This window comes from Candidatus Spechtbacterales bacterium, assembly GCA_040879145.1.
In the GTDB taxonomy this organism is placed as follows: Bacteria; Patescibacteriota; Minisyncoccia; order Spechtbacterales; family 2-12-FULL-38-22; genus JAWVZY01.
In genome coordinates this window covers 24,587-42,718 of sequence record JBBDKX010000036.1, presented here as the reverse complement: position 1 = coordinate 42,718, position 18,132 = coordinate 24,587, and the positions used below count along the sequence as shown (strand labels likewise).

At 42.0% G+C, this 18,132-nt stretch carries 17 protein-coding genes and 1 tRNA gene; 11 read left to right on the top strand and 7 right to left on the bottom strand.

Features of this window, described 5'->3' with window-relative positions:
• Nucleotides 1-154: 154 nt before the first annotated feature.
• Together WDZ40_04140 and WDZ40_04135 are read left to right on the top strand one after the other, a co-directional pair.
• Complete coding sequence (locus WDZ40_04140; GenBank protein ID MEX0878016.1) at nucleotides 155-1,543, top strand: phosphomannomutase/phosphoglucomutase; 1,389 nt, start codon at nucleotides 155-157, stop codon at nucleotides 1,541-1,543.
• 86 nt (nucleotides 1,544-1,629) lie between these two features.
• Nucleotides 1,630-1,785, top strand: a complete 156-nt coding sequence (locus tag WDZ40_04135; GenBank protein MEX0878015.1) for a hypothetical protein — start codon at nucleotides 1,630-1,632, stop codon at nucleotides 1,783-1,785.
• 95 nt (nucleotides 1,786-1,880) lie between these two features.
• On the opposite strand, the gene WDZ40_04130 is transcribed toward WDZ40_04135, so the two are convergent.
• The 7 genes from WDZ40_04130 to WDZ40_04100 form a co-directional block, all read right to left on the bottom strand.
• Nucleotides 1,881-3,671, bottom strand: a complete 1,791-nt coding sequence (locus WDZ40_04130; GenBank protein ID MEX0878014.1) for a ribonuclease J — start codon at nucleotides 3,669-3,671, stop codon at nucleotides 1,881-1,883.
• 229 nt (nucleotides 3,672-3,900) lie between these two features.
• A tRNA-Leu gene (locus WDZ40_04125) sits at nucleotides 3,901-3,984 on the bottom strand.
• Between the two features lie 95 nt (nucleotides 3,985-4,079).
• On the bottom strand, nucleotides 4,080-5,084 hold the full coding sequence (locus WDZ40_04120; protein ID MEX0878013.1) for a bifunctional phosphoglucose/phosphomannose isomerase: 1,005 nt from the start codon (nucleotides 5,082-5,084) through the stop codon (nucleotides 4,080-4,082).
• Nucleotides 5,085-5,298: 214 nt separating this feature from the next.
• The gene (locus tag WDZ40_04115) at nucleotides 5,299-7,101 is read right to left on the bottom strand and encodes an ABC transporter substrate-binding protein (protein MEX0878012.1); all 1,803 of its coding nucleotides are present in this window, start codon (nucleotides 7,099-7,101) and stop codon (nucleotides 5,299-5,301) included.
• 123 nt (nucleotides 7,102-7,224) lie between these two features.
• Nucleotides 7,225-7,452, bottom strand: a complete 228-nt coding sequence (gene secG, locus WDZ40_04110) for a preprotein translocase subunit SecG (GenBank protein ID MEX0878011.1) — start codon at nucleotides 7,450-7,452, stop codon at nucleotides 7,225-7,227.
• A 218-nt stretch (nucleotides 7,453-7,670) separates the two neighbouring features.
• Nucleotides 7,671-8,030 carry a phage holin family protein gene (locus tag WDZ40_04105; protein ID MEX0878010.1) on the bottom strand — a complete coding sequence of 120 codons (360 nt, stop codon included), beginning with the start codon at nucleotides 8,028-8,030 and terminating at the stop codon, nucleotides 7,671-7,673.
• A 68-nt stretch (nucleotides 8,031-8,098) separates the two neighbouring features.
• Nucleotides 8,099-9,445, bottom strand: a complete 1,347-nt coding sequence (locus tag WDZ40_04100; GenBank protein ID MEX0878009.1) for a GIY-YIG nuclease family protein — start codon at nucleotides 9,443-9,445, stop codon at nucleotides 8,099-8,101.
• Between the two features lie 151 nt (nucleotides 9,446-9,596).
• On the opposite strand from WDZ40_04100, the gene uvrA reads away from it, so the two are divergent.
• The 9 genes from uvrA to gap all read left to right on the top strand — a co-directional run bounded on the left by uvrA (nucleotide 9,597) and on the right by gap (nucleotide 17,938).
• On the top strand, nucleotides 9,597-12,431 hold the full coding sequence (gene uvrA / locus WDZ40_04095; GenBank protein ID MEX0878008.1) for an excinuclease ABC subunit UvrA: 2,835 nt from the start codon (nucleotides 9,597-9,599) through the stop codon (nucleotides 12,429-12,431).
• A 582-nt stretch (nucleotides 12,432-13,013) separates the two neighbouring features.
• Nucleotides 13,014-13,496 carry a hypothetical protein gene (locus tag WDZ40_04090; protein MEX0878007.1) on the top strand — a complete coding sequence of 161 codons (483 nt, stop codon included), beginning with the start codon at nucleotides 13,014-13,016 and terminating at the stop codon, nucleotides 13,494-13,496.
• 179 nt (nucleotides 13,497-13,675) lie between these two features.
• Nucleotides 13,676-14,008: a hypothetical protein gene (locus WDZ40_04085; protein MEX0878006.1), complete on the top strand. Its 333-nt coding sequence runs from the start codon at nucleotides 13,676-13,678 to the stop codon at nucleotides 14,006-14,008.
• Between the two features lie 492 nt (nucleotides 14,009-14,500).
• On the top strand, nucleotides 14,501-14,638 hold the full coding sequence (locus WDZ40_04080; GenBank protein MEX0878005.1) for a hypothetical protein: 138 nt from the start codon (nucleotides 14,501-14,503) through the stop codon (nucleotides 14,636-14,638).
• A 60-nt stretch (nucleotides 14,639-14,698) separates the two neighbouring features.
• A complete protein-coding gene (locus WDZ40_04075; protein ID MEX0878004.1) occupies nucleotides 14,699-14,971 on the top strand; it encodes a hypothetical protein in 273 nt (90 codons plus the stop codon).
• A 117-nt stretch (nucleotides 14,972-15,088) separates the two neighbouring features.
• Nucleotides 15,089-15,424, top strand: coding sequence for a hypothetical protein (locus WDZ40_04070; protein ID MEX0878003.1), 336 nt, complete (start codon nucleotides 15,089-15,091; stop codon nucleotides 15,422-15,424).
• A gap of 136 nt (nucleotides 15,425-15,560) precedes the next feature.
• A complete protein-coding gene (locus tag WDZ40_04065) occupies nucleotides 15,561-16,070 on the top strand; it encodes a hypothetical protein (protein ID MEX0878002.1) in 510 nt (169 codons plus the stop codon).
• Nucleotides 16,071-16,156: 86 nt separating this feature from the next.
• On the top strand, nucleotides 16,157-16,858 hold the full coding sequence (locus WDZ40_04060) for a VIT1/CCC1 transporter family protein (GenBank protein MEX0878001.1): 702 nt from the start codon (nucleotides 16,157-16,159) through the stop codon (nucleotides 16,856-16,858).
• A gap of 51 nt (nucleotides 16,859-16,909) precedes the next feature.
• A complete protein-coding gene (gene gap / locus WDZ40_04055) occupies nucleotides 16,910-17,938 on the top strand; it encodes a type I glyceraldehyde-3-phosphate dehydrogenase (GenBank protein MEX0878000.1) in 1,029 nt (342 codons plus the stop codon).
• Nucleotides 17,939-18,132 lie beyond the last annotated feature (194 nt).

Genomic DNA, 18,132 nt, shown 5'->3' with positions numbered 1-18,132 from the left:
TATTAGTCAACAAGCTTGCTTCGCCTGCCTATGCGTGAACGCACGCAGACAGGCTCGCAGGTATTAGGTTTTAGCTATTAGGTGCTACACTAGTGTAATACCTAATAGCTAAAACCTAATACCTATTTTGTGAGGTAGAGCCGAAATAAAATCTATGAATGAATCAATTTTTCGCCAATATGATATACGCGGAAGAGAAAGCAACGATGAGCTAAATATTAGCTCTCTGGAGCTTATAGGTCGTGCATACGGCACCTATTTGGCGCGCAAAGGCATTGAAACTGTTGTAATAGGCAATGACAGCCGTTCAACATCTGAGAAATTTCGCGAGGCTGCTATAAAAGGCCTTGTATCTACGGGCAGGAAAGTAATAAATATAGGTACTGTTATGACGCCCATGATGTCCTGGGCGCAGTTTTATTTTAAAACAGGAGGTGGCATAATGATAACCGCATCACACAACCCCAAAGGATGGAACGGCGCAAAACTGGCAGATGGTTTTGCGAGTACGCTTGGGGGCAAGGAGTTAAAAGGGCTGTATAAAATGATATTGGATAATGATCTCGAAGAACACGATGGGGGAGGGGTTAGAAAAGAAAATATAAAAAAGGAGTATATAAAAGATCTATCATCGCGTGTAAATGTTGAAAAGAAATTTAAGATAGTTGTAAATACGGGCAACGGCACGGCAGGGCTTTTTGCTCCCGACTTGTTACGTACCATAGGGTGTGAGGTGGTTGAGCGTTATACAAAACCTGATGCTGACTTTCCAAATTATACGCCAAATCCAGCTGACACTAAAATGATGGAAGATACTGCAAAAGTTGTTTTAGAGAATAAGGCAGATTTCGGGTTCGCCTTTGACGGTGACGGCGACCGTTTAGGTATGGTTGATGAAGTAGGGCAAATTGTATGGCCGGATAAGTTTTCTATATTTTTATCCCGCCTTGTTTTAGAAAATAAGTCGGCAGCCAAGATAATTTATGATGTCAAAAGCTCAAAGGCGCTACCCGAAGATATTGAGGCGCACGGAGGTGAGGCCGTAATGGCGCCAACTGGCCATTCAAATATTAAGAGAATTATGAAGAAAGAAAAAGCAGAGCTAGGGGCGGAGCTCAGCGGCCATATATTTTTAAAGCACAACTACTATGGTTTTGATGATGCCTCTATGGCGGCAGTTAGTTTAGTGCAGTATTTTTCAGAGCAGAACAAAAGCGTCTCAGAGTTAGAGGCGGAAACACCGCAATATATTTCAAGTCCGGGCTATACCGCCGAAACGCCGGATGATAAAAAGTTTGGTACTGTAAAAGAAGTAACCGAGGAATTTAAAAAAGAGGGCTATGCTGTTATAGACATTGACGGCGCACGCGTTAATTTTGAAGAATTAGAGGGCTGGGGGCTTGTGCGTGTTTCAAATACCGGCCCCAACCTCACGCTTCGGTTTGAAGCCAAAACAGAAGAGAATTTAAAAAAAATAGAACAAATATTCCGAGAAAAGCTTTCCCGTTATGATTTTGTCTCAAAAGAATGGGTTGCGGGGTAGAAAATTGTATCAAATCGTATCAAAAATGTATCACGGCTGTGATACATTTTTTTGGCAAGGTCCGACCTCGCCATTCTTGCAATGAAATGGACGGGTTGCGTGTTGAGTATCCCGATTGGAGCTTTTTGCTTCGCGCATCTAATACGGAGGCGAAGTTACGGTTAATAGTTGATGCTCGTAGTGAAGAATTGCTTGAAAGTAAAGAAAAGGAGCTTTTGGATACCTTGGAAGAGTTAAAATAAATGGGAAAACCGGTTTTCCCATTTAGTCAAAATATAAATATCAAACTTAAAACCCCGTGTAAAGCGGGGTTTTAAGTTTGATAAAATTTTATATTTTAGGTATGTATGATAACAGGTAGTATCATCGGCCTTCTCTTTGTCTTTTGGAAAAGTAGTTTTCCCAGCTGATCGCGTATGTTTTCTTTTACGTAATCCCAGTTTGTGGTGCCACCCTCGCTTGCCGCGTGCTCTACTATTGCCTTGGTTTTTTTGCGCACATCCATTAACAGAGGTTTTGATTCTCTAAGGTACACAAACCCTCTTGATATTATATCGGGATTTCCCCGCACCTTGCCTTTTTCTGAATCGACAACAGCTATAACAACAAGCATTCCATCCTGGCTGAGTGCTTGTCTGTCCCGCAAGACTACCTGTCCGACGTCTCCAATGCCGAGTCCGTCAACCATAACGTAAGATGTCGGCACACGCTCCTTTGTTACCTGCAAACCATCTTTTTTACTTAATGTAACAACCCGCCCGTTTTCAATAACCATAGAGTTTTCCTGAGGTATACCCACGCTTTCAGCCAGGTCTGCCTCGGTCTGGCGCATATATCTGTGTCCATGTATGGGTATCAAATATGTAGGCTTTACAAGGTTAAACATAAGCTTTAAGTCCTCCGCTGAGGCGTGTCCGGAAGCGTGTATATCCATAAGTTGTGAATGGAAAATTTTAGCTCCCTGACTCATTAGTAAGTCTTTTAACCCTTGTACAGCACGTTCGTTTCCGGGAACTATTGAAGAACTGAATATAACAGAATCTCCTTTCTGCAACTGTATGTGCTGGTGTTCTTTATTCGCAATTCGCATAAGCACGGCTTCTCCCTCTCCTTGGGCTCCCGTACATATAACTATAATCTTCTCTGGAGGGTATTTTTTTATCTCTTTCATGGATACGACCCTGCCTCTCGGTGATTTTATATATCCTAACTCTTTTGCTATCTCGTAGTTTGTCCGCATTGTATAACCGTCTAATACAACATATCGGTCATGTTTTTCGGCTATGTTTATAAGTTCCTGCACGCGGCTTGTAAGAGAGCCGAAAGTTGCTGCAATTACTCTTCCAGGCGCTGCTTTTACTATCTCTTCAAGGTTTCTTTGAACCTCACTTTCGCTTAGTGTGTATCCGGGAGTTTCCGAGTTAGTTGAGTCGCACATTAAAACATCTATGCCCCGGGATGCAAGCTGTACTATTCTTCCTATGTCAGCCGGTTCTTCCCCTACGGGGGAGTGGTCAAACTTGAAATCACCCGTATGCATAATGTTTCCCTCGGGCGTCTTTATTACAAGACCCACACTATCGGGAACATTGTGATTTACATGGAAAAATTCTATTTCAAAAGGGTGTAGTTTTAAAACGTCGTCTTTGGTGAACTCAGTTACTTCAATGGGACCTGATTCAGGATGGTCTGTTTGTCTTTTTAGTATTAAAGCTTTTGTTAGCTTCGTGGCAAACATAGGAGGGTTTCCCAGTTTGGGTATTATGTGCGGGATGGCTCCAAAATGGTCCAGGTGCCCGTGGGTTATTATCACTCCCACAATTTCCTTTTCTTTATTTTCGGTAAAGTATGAGATGTTGGGTATTATGTAATCAATTCCCGGCATATCTTCTTCCGGAAACTGCAAACCCACATCAATTATTAATACCTTGTTTTGGTATTCAATAGCCGCCATGTTGCGACCCACTTCTTCAAGACCGCCTATAGGTATTATTTTTACAACTGATTCTGGTGCTGTACTTGTTTTTTGCGCTTGAGGGTCTCTACTTGTTGATATGTGCGCAGACGAATCTGCCTGCATAGCAGGCGGACGCGGAGACCTTCTTTGTGTGTTTTGTTGTGCATTCATAATGCAAAATTATTGTATTCTTTAGAGTTCGAATACAGTGTTAATTAGTTTGTATGTTAATTTATAATAATACATGTGCGCAGAAGAGGACTCCCCCCGCTTCCCTGCCTGCCCGCTCCGCCGAGAGAGCGAGGCGAGCCGGCAGGCAGGCCTGCTTGCCCGCCTCTGGTGGGACCCCTTCCTGAGGTTCTGCATCCTCTCCTACTCTCAATTTCACTTCGTTAAATTGTGCGCAGAAGAGGACTTGAACCTCCACGGGCTTGCGCCCACTACGTTCTGAACGTAGCGCGTCTACCGATTCCGCCATCTGCGCAGAGTTAGCTTATAGCTTTTAGCTTGTTAGCTTATATTGCGCCTTTGACGCAATGGTTCAAAAGCCAGAAGTTGAAAGCTAAAGAGAGCGAAGTTTTAACTGAGCGAGCGTTTAATTTCTTTTATCAGGGTAACAGGAGTGGGGTCTATACTATCTTGTATAGCTAAATAATATGAGAGCCAAGTGCCAAAAAGTATGGCATTGAAAGCTCTATTATACATATTTTCACCCTCAATGTCAATAAATTTAACTTTGTACTTTCTTTTTTCAAGCAGTCTGGCTGTTATTTCCATTCTTCTTTGATTTTTCGGGTGGTCGTTTTTATCCCGCAACATAAAGACAAAGAAGTTGTCGGGGTTTGAGTTTTCGTATCCCAGTATTTCATTGTGATTAAGTTCCGGAAACGAGTTATAAAAAGCGTGTCTTTTCGCGTTCTCGTTTATCTGTATCTTCATTATGTATGCAAGGGGACTATTTGCCTTGGATGAGTATATTATGGGAGTTTTTTCTTTTATCTCACCCACCAATTCTTTTGCGAGACTCATTACTTCAGCGGATTTCAACTCAGAGGATATTTTTTGCACCACATCTTCTTTTGGTTCAATTATCCCCACATTTGAAAGTATAGCCAAAAGAGCAGAAAATTGATATCCAATTGCGAGGCGAGGGGGGATACCCTCGGGCACAATTGCTAAAGGTTTTTTGTCTTTTTTGGCCATCTGCTTAAGACTTCCATCGCTTGTAATAACCGCAAGCGTTATACCCTTTTCTTTGGCTGCCTGATACACGGAAAGAGTTTCCTCTGTATTACCTGAGTAGGATAGGGTTACAATAAGACTGTTTTTGTTTGCCATAGAGCTTAATCCGTAATCTCGATGTATAAACACAGGTAGTTGAAGTTTTAATGCTCCTGAAAGAAGTGTTAAAACCTCCCCCGCAAGCGCTGACCCTCCCATTCCCGCGATAATTATGTTTTTAAACTCTTTGCTTGTAAATTCTTTTCCCGCATCACCAACTGCACCGTACCCGACGGGGAACTGCCTGGGAAAGTCCAGTATTATTTGCCTCATATTATACGAGTCTATATTTTTTTCATTCATGTTTTTGTCCCGATACCGCCCGAATCTTTGATTCGCTTGCGGTATCGTGGATCCTCGACGCTATAACAAAATCAAAGATTTTGATAGCGTCGGGATTCGCTCCACCTCACAAAATAGGTTGTGGGTACTAGGTACTAGTCTGATACCTAAAAGCTAAAACCTAATACCTGCGAGCCTGTCTGCGTGCGTTCACGCACAGGCAGGCGAAGCGAGCTTAAAATACTCTCTTAGTTGCTATATACCAGTTTTGTATGTCTGCGAATCGCCACGAGCTGTCAACCATAAAGACAGGTTCAATTCCTCGTATGCTTTTTTGTATAGGGTAAAGATATGCGGGGTCATACAGGAATATTGCAGGCACATCCGCCGTTACCTTGAGCTGAAATTCGTTAAGCTTTTCAATGCGTGCCTCTTTGTTTGTCTCTTGCCGCGCCTCTTCAAGCAGCTTATCTATTTCCCTATTATCATAATTTGCAAGATTAAGTCCCGGGTCATTTTTTTGTGAAGAATGCCAGAAACTGAAGGGATCCGGTATGGTTCCGAGAATCTCTCCAAACATGAGTAGCTCATAGTTGCGCGAACGTATTGTGCTTTGTTGAAGTTCTCCCAACTCTTCTGTTTTAAAATTTAAGTTGATTCCAACTTGCCTCCACTGCTCTTGTAGTAGTTGCGCAACCTGCTCAAGTTCGGGACGCTGCGCTGTTACAAGGGTTAAGGATAATTCCTGCACTTCGGCATCTTCTTCCCCTGTACTTTTTTCTAAAATACCATCTTCGTTGTTGTCCTCCCACCCCGCTTCTCTAAGAAGTTCTCGCGCTTTTTCCGGATTGTAGTCTAAAAATTCAGCGCTTTCATTGTAGTATGAAGTTAAGTTGGGAGGTATGGGGGTTCCCACCTCTTGCGCGTAACCTAAAAGAACGCCGTCTATTATTTGTTTTCTGTTGGTGGCGTAACTTAAAGCCTGGCGCACCTTTAGGTCTTGCAAGGCCTCGTTTTTTTCCTTGTTAATGAATATGGAAAAATATCTTGGCATTTTAAATTCATGCATATTGAAGGCTTCTTTGTCTTCCATTTCGGTTATTACCCCTGAAGAAATGAAAGATATTCCGTCTACACTCTTGGCGTTATAAGCTTTTACCGTGTCTGTTTCTGATGAGAAAAATTTAAAAGTAATCTTATTTATAAACGGTTTTTGGTTGTAATATCTTTCGTTGCGCACAAGCGTGTAAGAGGATATAAAACCCGCGTTGTCTTTTGTGAATTTTTCAACTTTGTATAGCCCCGAACCTATGGGTTTTAAATTCAAATCTGTTAAAACAAAATTTTTTTCATCTACATCCTGCCATATGTGTTTTGGAAGGATTCCTAAGGTGACATTTTCTATAAATGCCGGATAAGGAGAGGATAGTTCAAAAATTACTGTTCTGCTATCTTCGCTAAATACCTGGACACCCTGCCAGCTTTGAAACAGCGGACTTGAGTACTGCGGATTTTGTATGAGCCCTATCGTGTATAAAATATCATCGACGGTGAGGGGAGTTCCATCCTCCCACCTTAGGTTGTTTTTTAGAGTAAAGCGATACTGTTTTCCGTCTTCTGATATTGTGTATTCTTCTGCAAGATCGGGAACTATACCCCCATTTTTGTCGTAGCGCACCAAAGATGAGTAAACAAGGTGGACCAAATCTCTATCTACATCGTTAGTAGACGCAAGTACGGGATTTATAAAACGCGGAACACCGATAACTGCCTCTCTGTATTCTCCGCCAAAGGCTGGAACAGAGCTTGTTTTTGTTATGTACACCTGTACACCTATGGCAAAAAGAGAGCTTATAATAATAAGCGCGGCGATGCCCGCAAAATATTTTTCCTGAGGTTTGAATCTGTGGAACACTCCTTTACCAAAAGAAACCAGCGATACATATCCATCATGTATTCGCTGGCTAAATTTTACGGTTTCCTTTTCTTTTTTAGCCCCTTCCTTAGCAAGTAGTCTATTTTCCTTTCTTTTAAACATTTGTTCGGTTTTGCCACACAAAATTACAGAACATAGAACTTGGAACATAGAACATTTTTAGGTGCTCGCGAAGCAAGCGCGATGTTATACGTTATACGACCTATGTTATATGAACGTAGCAAACTATGAGATCACAAGTATTACAAAAGCTATTCCTATAAATAGCATAGAAAGCACGATACTCGCATTAAAAAGCAGTTTTTCTGCCCCTCTTTTTTGGTAGTATCCTCCTCCGCCGCCACCTCCAAAGGTAGCCCCAAGGCTTGCGCCTCTTCTTTGGAGTAGTATTGTTGTCATTAGCGCGATAGATATTATTACCTGCGCAATTAGAAGAATGTTTTTTAAATCCATGTATTTGCCCCGATACCACCCGAATCTTTGATTCGCTTGCGGTATCGTGGATCCTCGACGCTATAACAAAATCAAAGATTTTGATAGCGTCGGAGTTAACTTCGTTCACAAATAGGTTTTAAGCACTAAGTATTAGATATTAGTCTAATACCTAAAACCTAAAACCTGATACCTGCGAGCCTGTCTGCGTGCGTTCACGCACAGGCAGGCGAAGCGAGCTATATAAAAAATAGTAAGCCGTTAATAAATGAAACTATTAATGATGCCCACAACAGAGTTAGAAATCCTGTTATTTCTAATTGAGGAAGCAGTAGGTCTGCACCCCACAAAATAAGCATGTTAAGCACAACATTGAACAAACCGAATGTTACAAGAATGAGCGGAAAAGTCAATACTTTAAGAACCGGCTTTATTACTGTATTGCCAAACCATATTACAAAACCAATTAAAGCGAAGATAGCGTAATACTGCCACTGTGATTCGTTCGGTATATTTAGTTGTACGCCGTCTAAAAGCAAAGATGCCAAGTATATGGCAAACGCGTTAACAACTATTTTTAGCACTGAAGTAAACAACATAATTAAATTTAAAAGTTATAAGTTTAGGATATCAAAAAAATCCAAACAAAACAATGCCCTACGCAAGATTATTGGAATTTTTTTCTGTGTCTTTGGCGGTGGTGGCTTACAGCAAATCTGTGCGCTTCATCCCGGGCATAGCGCAAAAGGTTTTCAACTTCACTGGGCATTGTATTTAGGGGAATGGGTTTTACTTGTTTGGGCAGGTATAACTCCTCCTCGCGCTTAGCAAGAGATACCGCATGTATGTTAACTTTTGCACTGCGAAGTTCAACAAGAACTGAATTTAATTGTCCGCGACCGCCGTCAATAAGCATGAGGTCCGGAAGGGGCCAGTTGTTTTTTAATCGTCGCCTGACAACTTCGCGCATCATTAGGTAGTCGTTGGGTTCATCCGGAGATTTGATATTGAATTTTCTGTATAAGTTTTTTTCCGGCTTTCCGTTTTGAAATCGCACCATTGATGCTGTGGGTTCTTTTCCCTGAATATTTGATATGTCGTAACCCTCAATGGAGTGTATTGGTTTTTTTGATCCAACAAGATTTGCAAGATATTCGGCAGTTCCCATATCTGTTCGCTTGCTACTGACTTCTTCATTCCATGGCAGGACTGTGTTGTGAGAAAAGATATTTTCAACGGATTGAGCAATATTGCGAAGTTCGGCCGCTTTTTCAAATTTCTCCAGTCTGGAGTTTTCTTTCATCTCTTTTTTGAGGGCGCTTATTACGCTCTTTTTTCTGCCCTTAAGGATTTGCTTCATTACTTTGATACTTTTTAGGTACTCGCTTTTTTTAGGTTCCGGACCCGGACATAATCCGAGATGGCAGTAAGAACAGAGGAGCTTGCCATGTTTTTTAGCGGAAAGAGGCCGTTTTGGATTTGTTGTGTAGTAAGGAAAAAGCCTTCTTAGGTATTTGAGGGTCAACTTTAAAGCCCCTCCGTCAGTATAGGGACCTAAGTAGGTTATAGCTTTTAGCTTTTGGCTTTTAGCTTTTTGTTTGGAATTTGTAATTTGAGATTTGTTTGTTTCTTGTATCCTTGTACCTTGTTTCTTGTTGAGTGGTTGGTGGGTAATAAATATCCGCGGCAAATCTTCGCCGGTAATTCCTACATAAAAATATTTTTTATCATCTCGCAGGCGGATGTTCATTTTTGGGTTAAGTTTTTTTATGTACTCAGACTCTTTTAAGAGCGCTTCTATCTCGTTTACAGTTTCCACCCACTCAACAGTATGTATTTTTTCAGGTTTAAAAAGGTCACTGTTGTTTTTATGGTTTTGCACCCTGCTTTTTATGTTTATTGCTTTTCCAATGTAAAAAACATCCCCGTTTTTATTTTTTAAAAAATACACGCCTGGTTTTTGGGGGAGTTCTTTTATCTTCTCTATCGATACATTTTTGTTCATTGCGGACATATTGTACACTACTTGATTAACTATTGACAACACTGTATAATGGTATGCTTACTTCGTGAGTAGGTCTTAGGAGTTAGGTTCTTAGCTTTGTAGGAAAAACAAAAATAACGTCTAAGAAGCTAAAAAGCTAAAGCCTAACTCCTATAAATTTATGACCAATAAACTAAAAATAAAGGGCGCTAAAACCCACAATTTAAAGAATATAGATATTGATGTTCCCAAGAATAGTCTTGTGGTTTTTACGGGTGTAAGCGGTTCAGGTAAAAGCTCACTTGTTTTTGACACCATATATTCGGAAGGCCAAAGACGTTATGTAGAATCACTTTCAAGTTACGCCAGGCAGTTTTTGGGTGTCATGGATAAGCCGGAAGTGGACAGCATTGAGGGTATTTCTCCCGCAATCGCGATAGACCAAAAGACGGTTTCCAAAAATCCACGTTCAACGGTGGGCACGATAACAGAAATATACGATTATTTACGGCTCTTGTTTGCGCATATTGGAAAGCCGTATTGTCCTAATTGTAATATTTTAATTGAGGCATCCAGTCCACAGGAAATATCGGAAACAGTTAAAAAACTGAAGGGCGAAGTTGTGATTTTAGCACCTCTTGTTTCAGGAAAGAAGGGTGAGCATAAGGCAATTTTAGAAGAGGTTGGAAGTGCGGGTTTTGTGCGTGCGCGGGTTGACGGCACTATCATGGCGTTCGCAGAAGCATTGGGGAAAGAATTGGATCCTAAGAAAAAGCACTCAATAGATGTTGTTGTAGATAAGTTGGAAATAGAAAAGGAGCTTGATAAAATACGGCTTTTAGATTCCATAGAAACGGCCTTAAAGATAGGAAAGGGACAGCTAATAGTTTTACATAAAAATACACAGGTTCAACCTGTGTATGACGAGCATGTTTTTTCTGAAAAGTTTGCTTGTCCTAAGTGCGGGTTTAGCATGCGCGAGGTAGAACCGCGCACTTTTTCATTTAATAGTCCTTACGGCGCTTGCCCCGAGTGTTCGGGCCTCGGTACAAAGATGGAAGTTGACCCTGAGCTTGTTGTGCCGAATAAAAACTTAACACTGGATGAGGGAGCTATACGTCCTTGGATGATGGCTTCGCATAGGGTTGGCCGCCAGGGATGGTATTGGACGATACTCCACAGGATGAGTCAAAAGTATGGTTTTTCAATGAGTGTGAGGATAAAAGATTTGCCTAAGTCAGCTTTGGATATTGTACTTTACGGAGATGAAAACCTGGAAGGCGTAATACCTAATTTGGAACGCAGGCACAAGGAGACTGAGAGTGAGCACACTCGCGCGGAGATAGAAAAATATATGAATATTCGCAACTGTCCCGCTTGTCAGGGTAAGCGTCTTAAAAAAGAAGCCCTGTCTGTAAAAATAGCAGGTAAAAACATTTACGATGTTGTAAGCTACCACATTAATGACGCGCACGTCTTTTTTTCTGAATTGCCTAACAGTAAAGATTTTAATAGCGCGGAAAAAAAGATAATGGAGCCGGTAGTTAAAGAGGTAGTCAACAGGCTTAATTTTTTGCGTAGAGTAGGGTTGCACTACCTAACTTTGTCCCGTCAGGCCGGAACTTTGTCCGGGGGAGAGGCGCAGCGCATTCAACTTGCGACACAACTGGGTTCACATCTTGCCGGGGTCTTGTATATTTTGGACGAACCCTCAATCGGTCTTCACGCACGGGACCAAAAGCGCCTTATAGATACCATGAAGGAGTTGCGGGATTTGGGTAGCAGTGTTTTGGTCGTAGAACACGACACGCTAACCATAAAAGAAGCAGACTATATTATAGATATTGGTCCGGGTGCGGGAAAACACGGGGGAGAGGTTGTTTTTGAGGGAACTTATAATCAACTCCTTAAATCTAAATCGCTGACGGGGGAATATATGAATGGCAAACGCCGTGTAGGCGAACGTATGCCAATGTCAAATGTCAAAGCTCAAATTCCAAAAAATAAAAGTAATGCGCAAAAATATCTAACCGTTAAGGGAGTAAGGCACAATAATTTAAAAAACATTGATGTGAAAATTCCGCTCGGCAAACTTGTTGCAATAACAGGTGTTTCGGGTTCGGGCAAGAGTTCGCTTGTAAATGATGTTATGGCAAAAGTATTAAGGCGAGAGTTTCACGGCGCGCACACCATGCCCGGCGAGCATAAAAGCATCATCGGTTTGCATAATCTGGATAAAGCTATTGTAATTGATCAGTCGCCCATAGGCAGAACGCCTCGCAGTAATCCCGCAACCTATACAAATGTGTTTACTCCGGTTCGTGAACTTTTTGCGGGGCTTCCTGAATCGCGGGCACGTGGATATAAGCCTGGTCGTTTTAGCTTTAATGTAAAAGGTGGCAGGTGTTCGCGTTGCAGGGGTGGGGGAGTAACAAAGGTAGAAATGTTTTTTATGAGCGATATTTATGTGGAGTGTGAAACATGCGGAGGGAAAAGATATAACAAAGAAGTTTTGGAAATAAAATACAAAGGAAAAGATATTCACGATGTTTTGGAGATGACAGTAGATGAAGCCCGCGAGTTTTTTGAAAACATACCCTATGTTCGTAACAAGCTGGATGTTTTGGCTCAGGTAGGACTTGGGTATATTCATTTAGGCCAGCCCGCGCCACAGCTCTCCGGAGGGGAGGCGCAAAGGGTAAAGCTTGCGACAGAGCTTGCGCGCAGGGGAACGGGACAAACTCTGTATATTTTGGACGAGCCCACAACAGGACTGCATCCCGATGATGTAAATAAACTTTTAAGCGTACTTAAAGATCTTGTTACAACAGGAAATTCAGTTTTGGTTATAGAGCACAATCTGGATATTGTGAAAAACGCCGACCATTTGATTGATTTAGGACCGGAAGGAGGTGATGAGGGCGGGTATGTCGTAGCGCAAGGCACACCGCAAGAAGTTAGCAAAATTAAAAATAGTTACACTGGTCAATACCTCCGAAAGGTCCTAAATCAATAGGGCCTGTCCCGATTTCTCCAACAGTTGCTATCTATGTACTATATTTATATTATTAAATCTTTAAATAAAGGTATTTATTACATCGGGTCTTGTAATGATATATTGGGTCGCTTAGAGCGACATAATCAAGGTTGTGTTAAATCCACTAAGACAGCTCAGCCTTGGGAATTAGTGCATTTAGAAGAGTATAAAACGCTTAGCGAGGCGCGCAGGAGAGAGAAGCAAATCAAAGGATGGAAAAGTCGAGCTGCCATTGAGCGGCTTATCAATAAAAAATAGCAACTGTTGTTGAGAAATCGAGGATCCACGATTTTGGGTCAAATCGTAGATTTGAACAAAATCGGGAAGGAGGTGATGAGGGCGGGTATGTCGTAGCACAAGGCACACCGCAAGAAGTTAGCAAAATTAAAAATAGTTACACAGGGCAGTATTTGAGAAAGATGTAGTTGCTTCGGCAGATCTTTTTTAAGTACCGACCTTGCTATACACCGGTCAGACCGGTGTATTAATGATTTTTAGAATTGCATCCAAATATAAAAATTGCCGAGAATTAAAACTGAAACTTGATTTTTTAGTTTAACTGTGATATACTTTTCGCAGTATTTGCAAAACCCGAAGAAAGGAAAAAGAATGAAAATTCAACTCACCGTTGAGGAATGGGGTCACCTACATCACGTTCTTGACAACAGGAACAATTTGCATGAATCCTACTCCTGTAAAGTGGAATCGCTGGAGGGCAATTTAGCATCTGCAGAGCGAAAGATCAGAGGCGCTCTTGAGAGATTGGGCGCGCGCCATCGTCAGACGGAAGAAGGTCCCGCTTGGGAACTGAAGCGGACTCTGGTCAGTAAACGTCTTGAAGTAGGTATGACGCAGGAGGAGGCAGCGTCCCTCAACCTTTTTGCGAATCTTGTAAATGCGATTCTGGGCGTGGAATCACAAACCGGCACTGTTCCGGAAAAGATTCACAAGCGACTCCGCGAAGTTGGAGCTAAGATTGGAATCCCAGAAAACGATTTTGTATTCTGGATACTTTCAAACGGATCCAAAATCGCACTTACATAGCTCTTTAGCCCCGCACAAGAAGCCCCAAACTTCAACGTGCGGGGCTTTTTTTACACCGGTCAGACCGGTGTTTTAAAATTAAATGGGAAAACCGGTTTTCCCATTTAATATTAAAATTTGGTTGACTAAGATTGGTTTTTTGTTATGATATTGGCAGTTCATAAATAAAGGAGTTGCGGATGAGTCTTTTTAGAAGAGATGAGAGAAAGTGCGCGCACAGAATTTTGAGGAAATTTTTTAGAAGAAATCCCTCTCGTTCGTATCCTGTACAAAGTGCTGAGCGGGAATACAGAATTACAGGTTACACCGAAAAAGATATAGATATTTTTTTGGATTTGCCGCAAAACGAGCGCAGAAGGTTTGAAAGAGGTGGGGTAGTTATACCTTCTATAGAGGGCAATATTCCCTATCATCTTAGGAAAGATATGCCGAATTTTAGCAGGGAAAAGTATGAAGAATCTGTACGAAAGTTTATAGAACATTGCAAAAAGTCAGACATAATCCCGGAATAATATCCGGGATTCGCCCCCACACTCCAGCTGGATAGTGCGGGGGCTTTTTATTGTTTACTCGCATGCATGTCTGGCAAGGACAGTCCTTGCCAGACACCGGTCAGACCGGTGTATTAATGACTCATGGTAGTGCTGGACAACTTTTGAAATATATTTTCTGGCAAGGACAGTCCTTGCCAGAAATACTGGACAAATTATATAAAGTATGATATAATGTTGTCAGTTAGTACCTTGAAGGAGGTAGCACTGTGCGAAATGCAATTCTGTTTTTCCTGTTTTTTCTGCTTGTGTGGCTTGTGCTGCACATGGGGGTCAACAGGGCGGAGGAAGCGGAATGTGTCCGGTGGATAGAGCAGTCTGAGGAATACTCGGGCTTTTATATCACCGGCTGGCAGGCCGAACAGTGCGAGCTTCAGGGATTTGACGTAAGTCATATTCCTGTGAAGTAACAAGACCCGCTTCGCTCTTTTAGTGAAGCAAGAAAGGAAAGAAATGGCTCAAAAGGTCATTGGTGGTCGTTGTGGGTGCGACGGGCCGGTCTGCGGACCGCCCAACCCCACCAACAAGCGACGTCGCGCCGACAAGAAGGCCGACAAGAAGAAGCAGGATTCCAAGGACAAGGAATCCTAAGCACCAACCGGCCCCGGGTTCTTTGGAACCCGGGGCTCTATCATAGAAAGGAGGAAAATGATGAACAATCCTATTCTGGAGATTTTTCTGGAAACAGCTGAAGCCCTTCGGCCAGCATTGCTCGCTGAAGGGCTGTCCCAGGCCAATATTCAAAAGAGTATCGCAGAAAAGTCTTTTCTGATAGGTGTGAACCTTCAGAAAGTTGCTGAGGTTAATATGCAGGCAGGCAGAGAGCAGGGCATGGCTCTTGCCATCCAGCAGATGCAACAACGACAAAGACCCGCCAGCGAGCCACCGCAGGCAGAACTGTCCAGCCAAGGTGGGTATCTGTGAGTACCAAGAGGCCCGCAACTTATTTAAAGTAAGTTGTGGGCCTATTTTTTTATTGACAAATCTCTTCAAAAATATAATTATAAACTTAGCACATGATTAACAAAAGGAGGTTTTTGTATGGATACTTCTGTCTCAGACGACAACGACCCTAACAAGATTCTTGCAAACGATATTTTTAAACGTTTTGACCGGCTTAGAAAGCAGGGCGTGTCAGAAAAGGATGTTTTGGTAATTATAAACTCATCCGCTTACGAAGCAGGCCATACTGACGGACATGAGGCCGGATATGAGTCCGGGTATAATACCGGGTTTCAAACCGGCCGCATATTACTTCAAAATGAGATAGCTCGCGCGCAGGAGCAGTATGCAGGCATGTTTTATAGAGAACGGGGTGAGCACGGCAATCAAACTTCACAACAGGAAGAAGACGAAGGCATGGGACAGTATTTATGATCTTTAAAAGACCTGTAAAATACAGGTCTTTTTTATTTTAAACCTTGACATAATATAATAAAAAGTATATATTATTGTAGGTTTCTTTAAGCAAAACAGAAAGGCAAAGGGTTAACGCATGCACAGGAGAGCTTCTTTGCAGACATTTGATAAACTCGCGCGTGAAAAAGGCGATTTTACTGAAAGAGAAGTAATTAATGCTTTGTACGCGCTTCGGGATGAGTACAATGCTCCGATACTGCTTACATCTTCCAAAAAGCTTGACTATCAAGGTGTTGATATTGAGATAAAAGGCACCGGAAATTTACATCTTTGGATAGGGCTTGATGCCAAAAGCAGCAAGGCCGGCGTGGAAGCATACCGCAAAAAGCAGGAGGAGCTTGTAAAGAAAGGAGTTAGAAACGCTTTTCCCCGTTACCCGTTTGTGTACGATAGATTTAATGAGAGCCGTCCTCAGCTTATGTTGGATCTTTTGCGCTTTATTGTTAAAAAGTCGCGTACGCATTCTGAATATATAGACCTCGTGCCTGAAGGCGCTGAGGACATGGGTTTTGATTTTGACACAAAAGATGTTACAGAATTCAGCCACAAATTGCGTGATTTGATCCACTATCTTTTTGAGGAATTAGACCCTGTTTTTAATTAGTACTTTTGATGCCCCGGTAATTTCCGGGGCTTTTTTATACACAGAAAATTTTGCTCTAAGTACAAGAGTGTATTACAATGTTTAATATGATAGGAAAAATAAATAATTTGGCAGAAAATTATCTTAAAGATGCGGTGTATGCCGCAAGCGATGGTATTGTTACAACTTTTGCTATTGTTGCGGGAGTTGTGGGAGCTTCACTGAGCCCTGTTGTTGTTTTGATATTAGGATTTGCAAATGTTTTGGCTGACGGTATTTCTATGGCGGCGGGAAATTATTTGGGAACTAAATCTGAAAGCGACCAGTATGAAAGCGAGTTGTCCAAAGAAGAAAGAGTGTTTGATACGTCCACCGAAGATGCAAAAAAAGAAGTAAAGGAAATTTTTAGCGGAAAGGGGTATAGCGCGCAAGACGCCGAAACAATAACACCTCTTATTATAAAAAATAAAAAATTCTTTTTAGATTTTATAATTTTTGAAAGAAGGGGCTTATCTATTACAACAAACTCAGACGCGGTTAAGGCATCTATTGTGACACTTGTAGCTTTTATAATAGCAGGAACTATCCCGCTTTTGCCTTTTGTTATTTTTTATGACAGCGTTATAACAAATCAATTTTTGTACGCGAGCATATTTGCGGGCGGAGCCATGTTTTTAGTTGGTAGCGCGCGAACTATGTATTCAGATAAAAAGTGGTGGGCAGGAGGATTTGAGATGTTGCTGGTTGCAGGTCTTGCCGCTGTGGTTGCCTATTTTGTGGGTGATTTTCTTTCGGGGTTTATTAATTAATAAAATTTTCGCCGGAGACGGTTTAGCCTTTGGGTGAAATAGTTTAAAAATATGTCAACTAAAATAGCAATAAATGGTTTTGGCCGAATAGGCCGCGCAGTATTTAAACAAGCACTTGAGTTGGAAGAGCTTGAGGTGGTTGCGATTAATGATTTAACAACAATAGACAATATAGCTTATCTTTTGCGGTACGATTCGGCTTACGGACCTTATAATAAAAAAGTAGAAACAGAAGTTAGTGGTGGAGCCAATTATCTTGTGGTAGATGGGAAGAAGTATCCTTATTTAAGCCAAAAAGAACCCGCGGAGCTTCCATGGAAAGAGTTGGACGTTGATGTTGTTGTGGAGAGTACGGGATTTTTCACAAGCACAGAGAAGTCCTCGGCCCACTTGGATGCGGGAGCAAAGCGAGTGGTAATATCAGCACCCGCAAAAGATGAAGAAACTCCACATCCTTTGGCCGGTACAAACAAAGAAGAGCTTTCCAACAAAGAGCTTGCAAAAATAACTTCAAACGCTTCATGTACTACAAATGCCGTAGTTCCTGTGGCGGCAATAATGCTAAATGAGCCGGGAATTGTAAAAAGCATGATGACGACAGTGCATGGCTACACCGCGACACAGTCACTGGTTGATGGCCCAAACTCAAAAGACCACACAAGAGGAAGGGCGGCGGCAATGAACATTATTCCCTCGCACACAGGAGCGGCACTGGCTGCGGCAAAAGCCGTACCTGATTTAAGTGATAAATTTGACGCTGTGGCAATTCGTGTTCCTGTGATCGTGGGCTCTATTATAGATTTTACGTTTTTGGCAAAGCGAAAAACCTCAACTGAAGAGATAAACGACATTCTGCGAAACGCCGCTAAAGAGGAAAAATGGGAAGGAGTATTTACAGTAACTGAGGAACCGCTTGTTTCTACAGATATTATAGGCAACACTCACGCTTCAATAGCGGACCTGACATTTACAAGAGTTGTTGACGGCGACATGGTAAAGATTATGGCTTGGTACGATAATGAGTGGGGGTATACAGGGGCTTTGCTTAAGCATGTTGTTGATGTTGGGAAGTTAGTTTAATGAACTTTAAAATTTGGTGCATTTCGTTGTCAGCGCCCCTGCCTGCCGGCAGGCAGGTAGATTTGCGTCAAAATCTGAAAATTTCCACATTATATAAATAAGAGAACCCGCAGCGCGCAGCATACGGGTTTAAAGTGTGGGATGCCCTGACCGGCTTTTGGAAGAAAAAACCCTCGAACATCACAGCGGATCAG

Excerpts from the sequence above, each read along its gene's own strand:
- WDZ40_04140 (MEX0878016.1), top strand. The coding sequence starts at position 155 with ATGAATGAATCAATTTTTCGCCAATATGATATACGCGGAAGAGAAAGC.
- WDZ40_04135 (MEX0878015.1), top strand. The coding sequence starts at position 1,630 with ATGGACGGGTTGCGTGTTGAGTATCCCGATTGGAGCTTTTTGCTTCGC.
- WDZ40_04100 (MEX0878009.1), bottom strand. The coding sequence starts at position 9,445 with ATGTCCGCAATGAACAAAAATGTATCGATAGAGAAGATAAAAGAACTC.
- WDZ40_04085 (MEX0878006.1), top strand. The coding sequence starts at position 13,676 with ATGAGTCTTTTTAGAAGAGATGAGAGAAAGTGCGCGCACAGAATTTTG.
- WDZ40_04105 (MEX0878010.1), bottom strand. The coding sequence starts at position 8,030 with ATGTTGTTTACTTCAGTGCTAAAAATAGTTGTTAACGCGTTTGCCATA.
- WDZ40_04115 (MEX0878012.1), bottom strand. The coding sequence starts at position 7,101 with ATGTTTAAAAGAAAGGAAAATAGACTACTTGCTAAGGAAGGGGCTAAA.
- WDZ40_04080 (MEX0878005.1), top strand. The coding sequence starts at position 14,501 with ATGGCTCAAAAGGTCATTGGTGGTCGTTGTGGGTGCGACGGGCCGGTC.
- secG (MEX0878011.1), bottom strand. The coding sequence starts at position 7,452 with ATGGATTTAAAAAACATTCTTCTAATTGCGCAGGTAATAATATCTATC.
- WDZ40_04060 (MEX0878001.1), top strand. The coding sequence starts at position 16,157 with ATGATAGGAAAAATAAATAATTTGGCAGAAAATTATCTTAAAGATGCG.
- WDZ40_04070 (MEX0878003.1), top strand. The coding sequence starts at position 15,089 with ATGGATACTTCTGTCTCAGACGACAACGACCCTAACAAGATTCTTGCA.
- WDZ40_04130 (MEX0878014.1), bottom strand. The coding sequence starts at position 3,671 with ATGAATGCACAACAAAACACACAAAGAAGGTCTCCGCGTCCGCCTGCT.
- WDZ40_04120 (MEX0878013.1), bottom strand. The coding sequence starts at position 5,084 with ATGAATGAAAAAAATATAGACTCGTATAATATGAGGCAAATAATACTG.
- WDZ40_04075 (MEX0878004.1), top strand. The coding sequence starts at position 14,699 with ATGAACAATCCTATTCTGGAGATTTTTCTGGAAACAGCTGAAGCCCTT.
- uvrA (MEX0878008.1), top strand. The coding sequence starts at position 9,597 with ATGACCAATAAACTAAAAATAAAGGGCGCTAAAACCCACAATTTAAAG.
- gap (MEX0878000.1), top strand. The coding sequence starts at position 16,910 with ATGTCAACTAAAATAGCAATAAATGGTTTTGGCCGAATAGGCCGCGCA.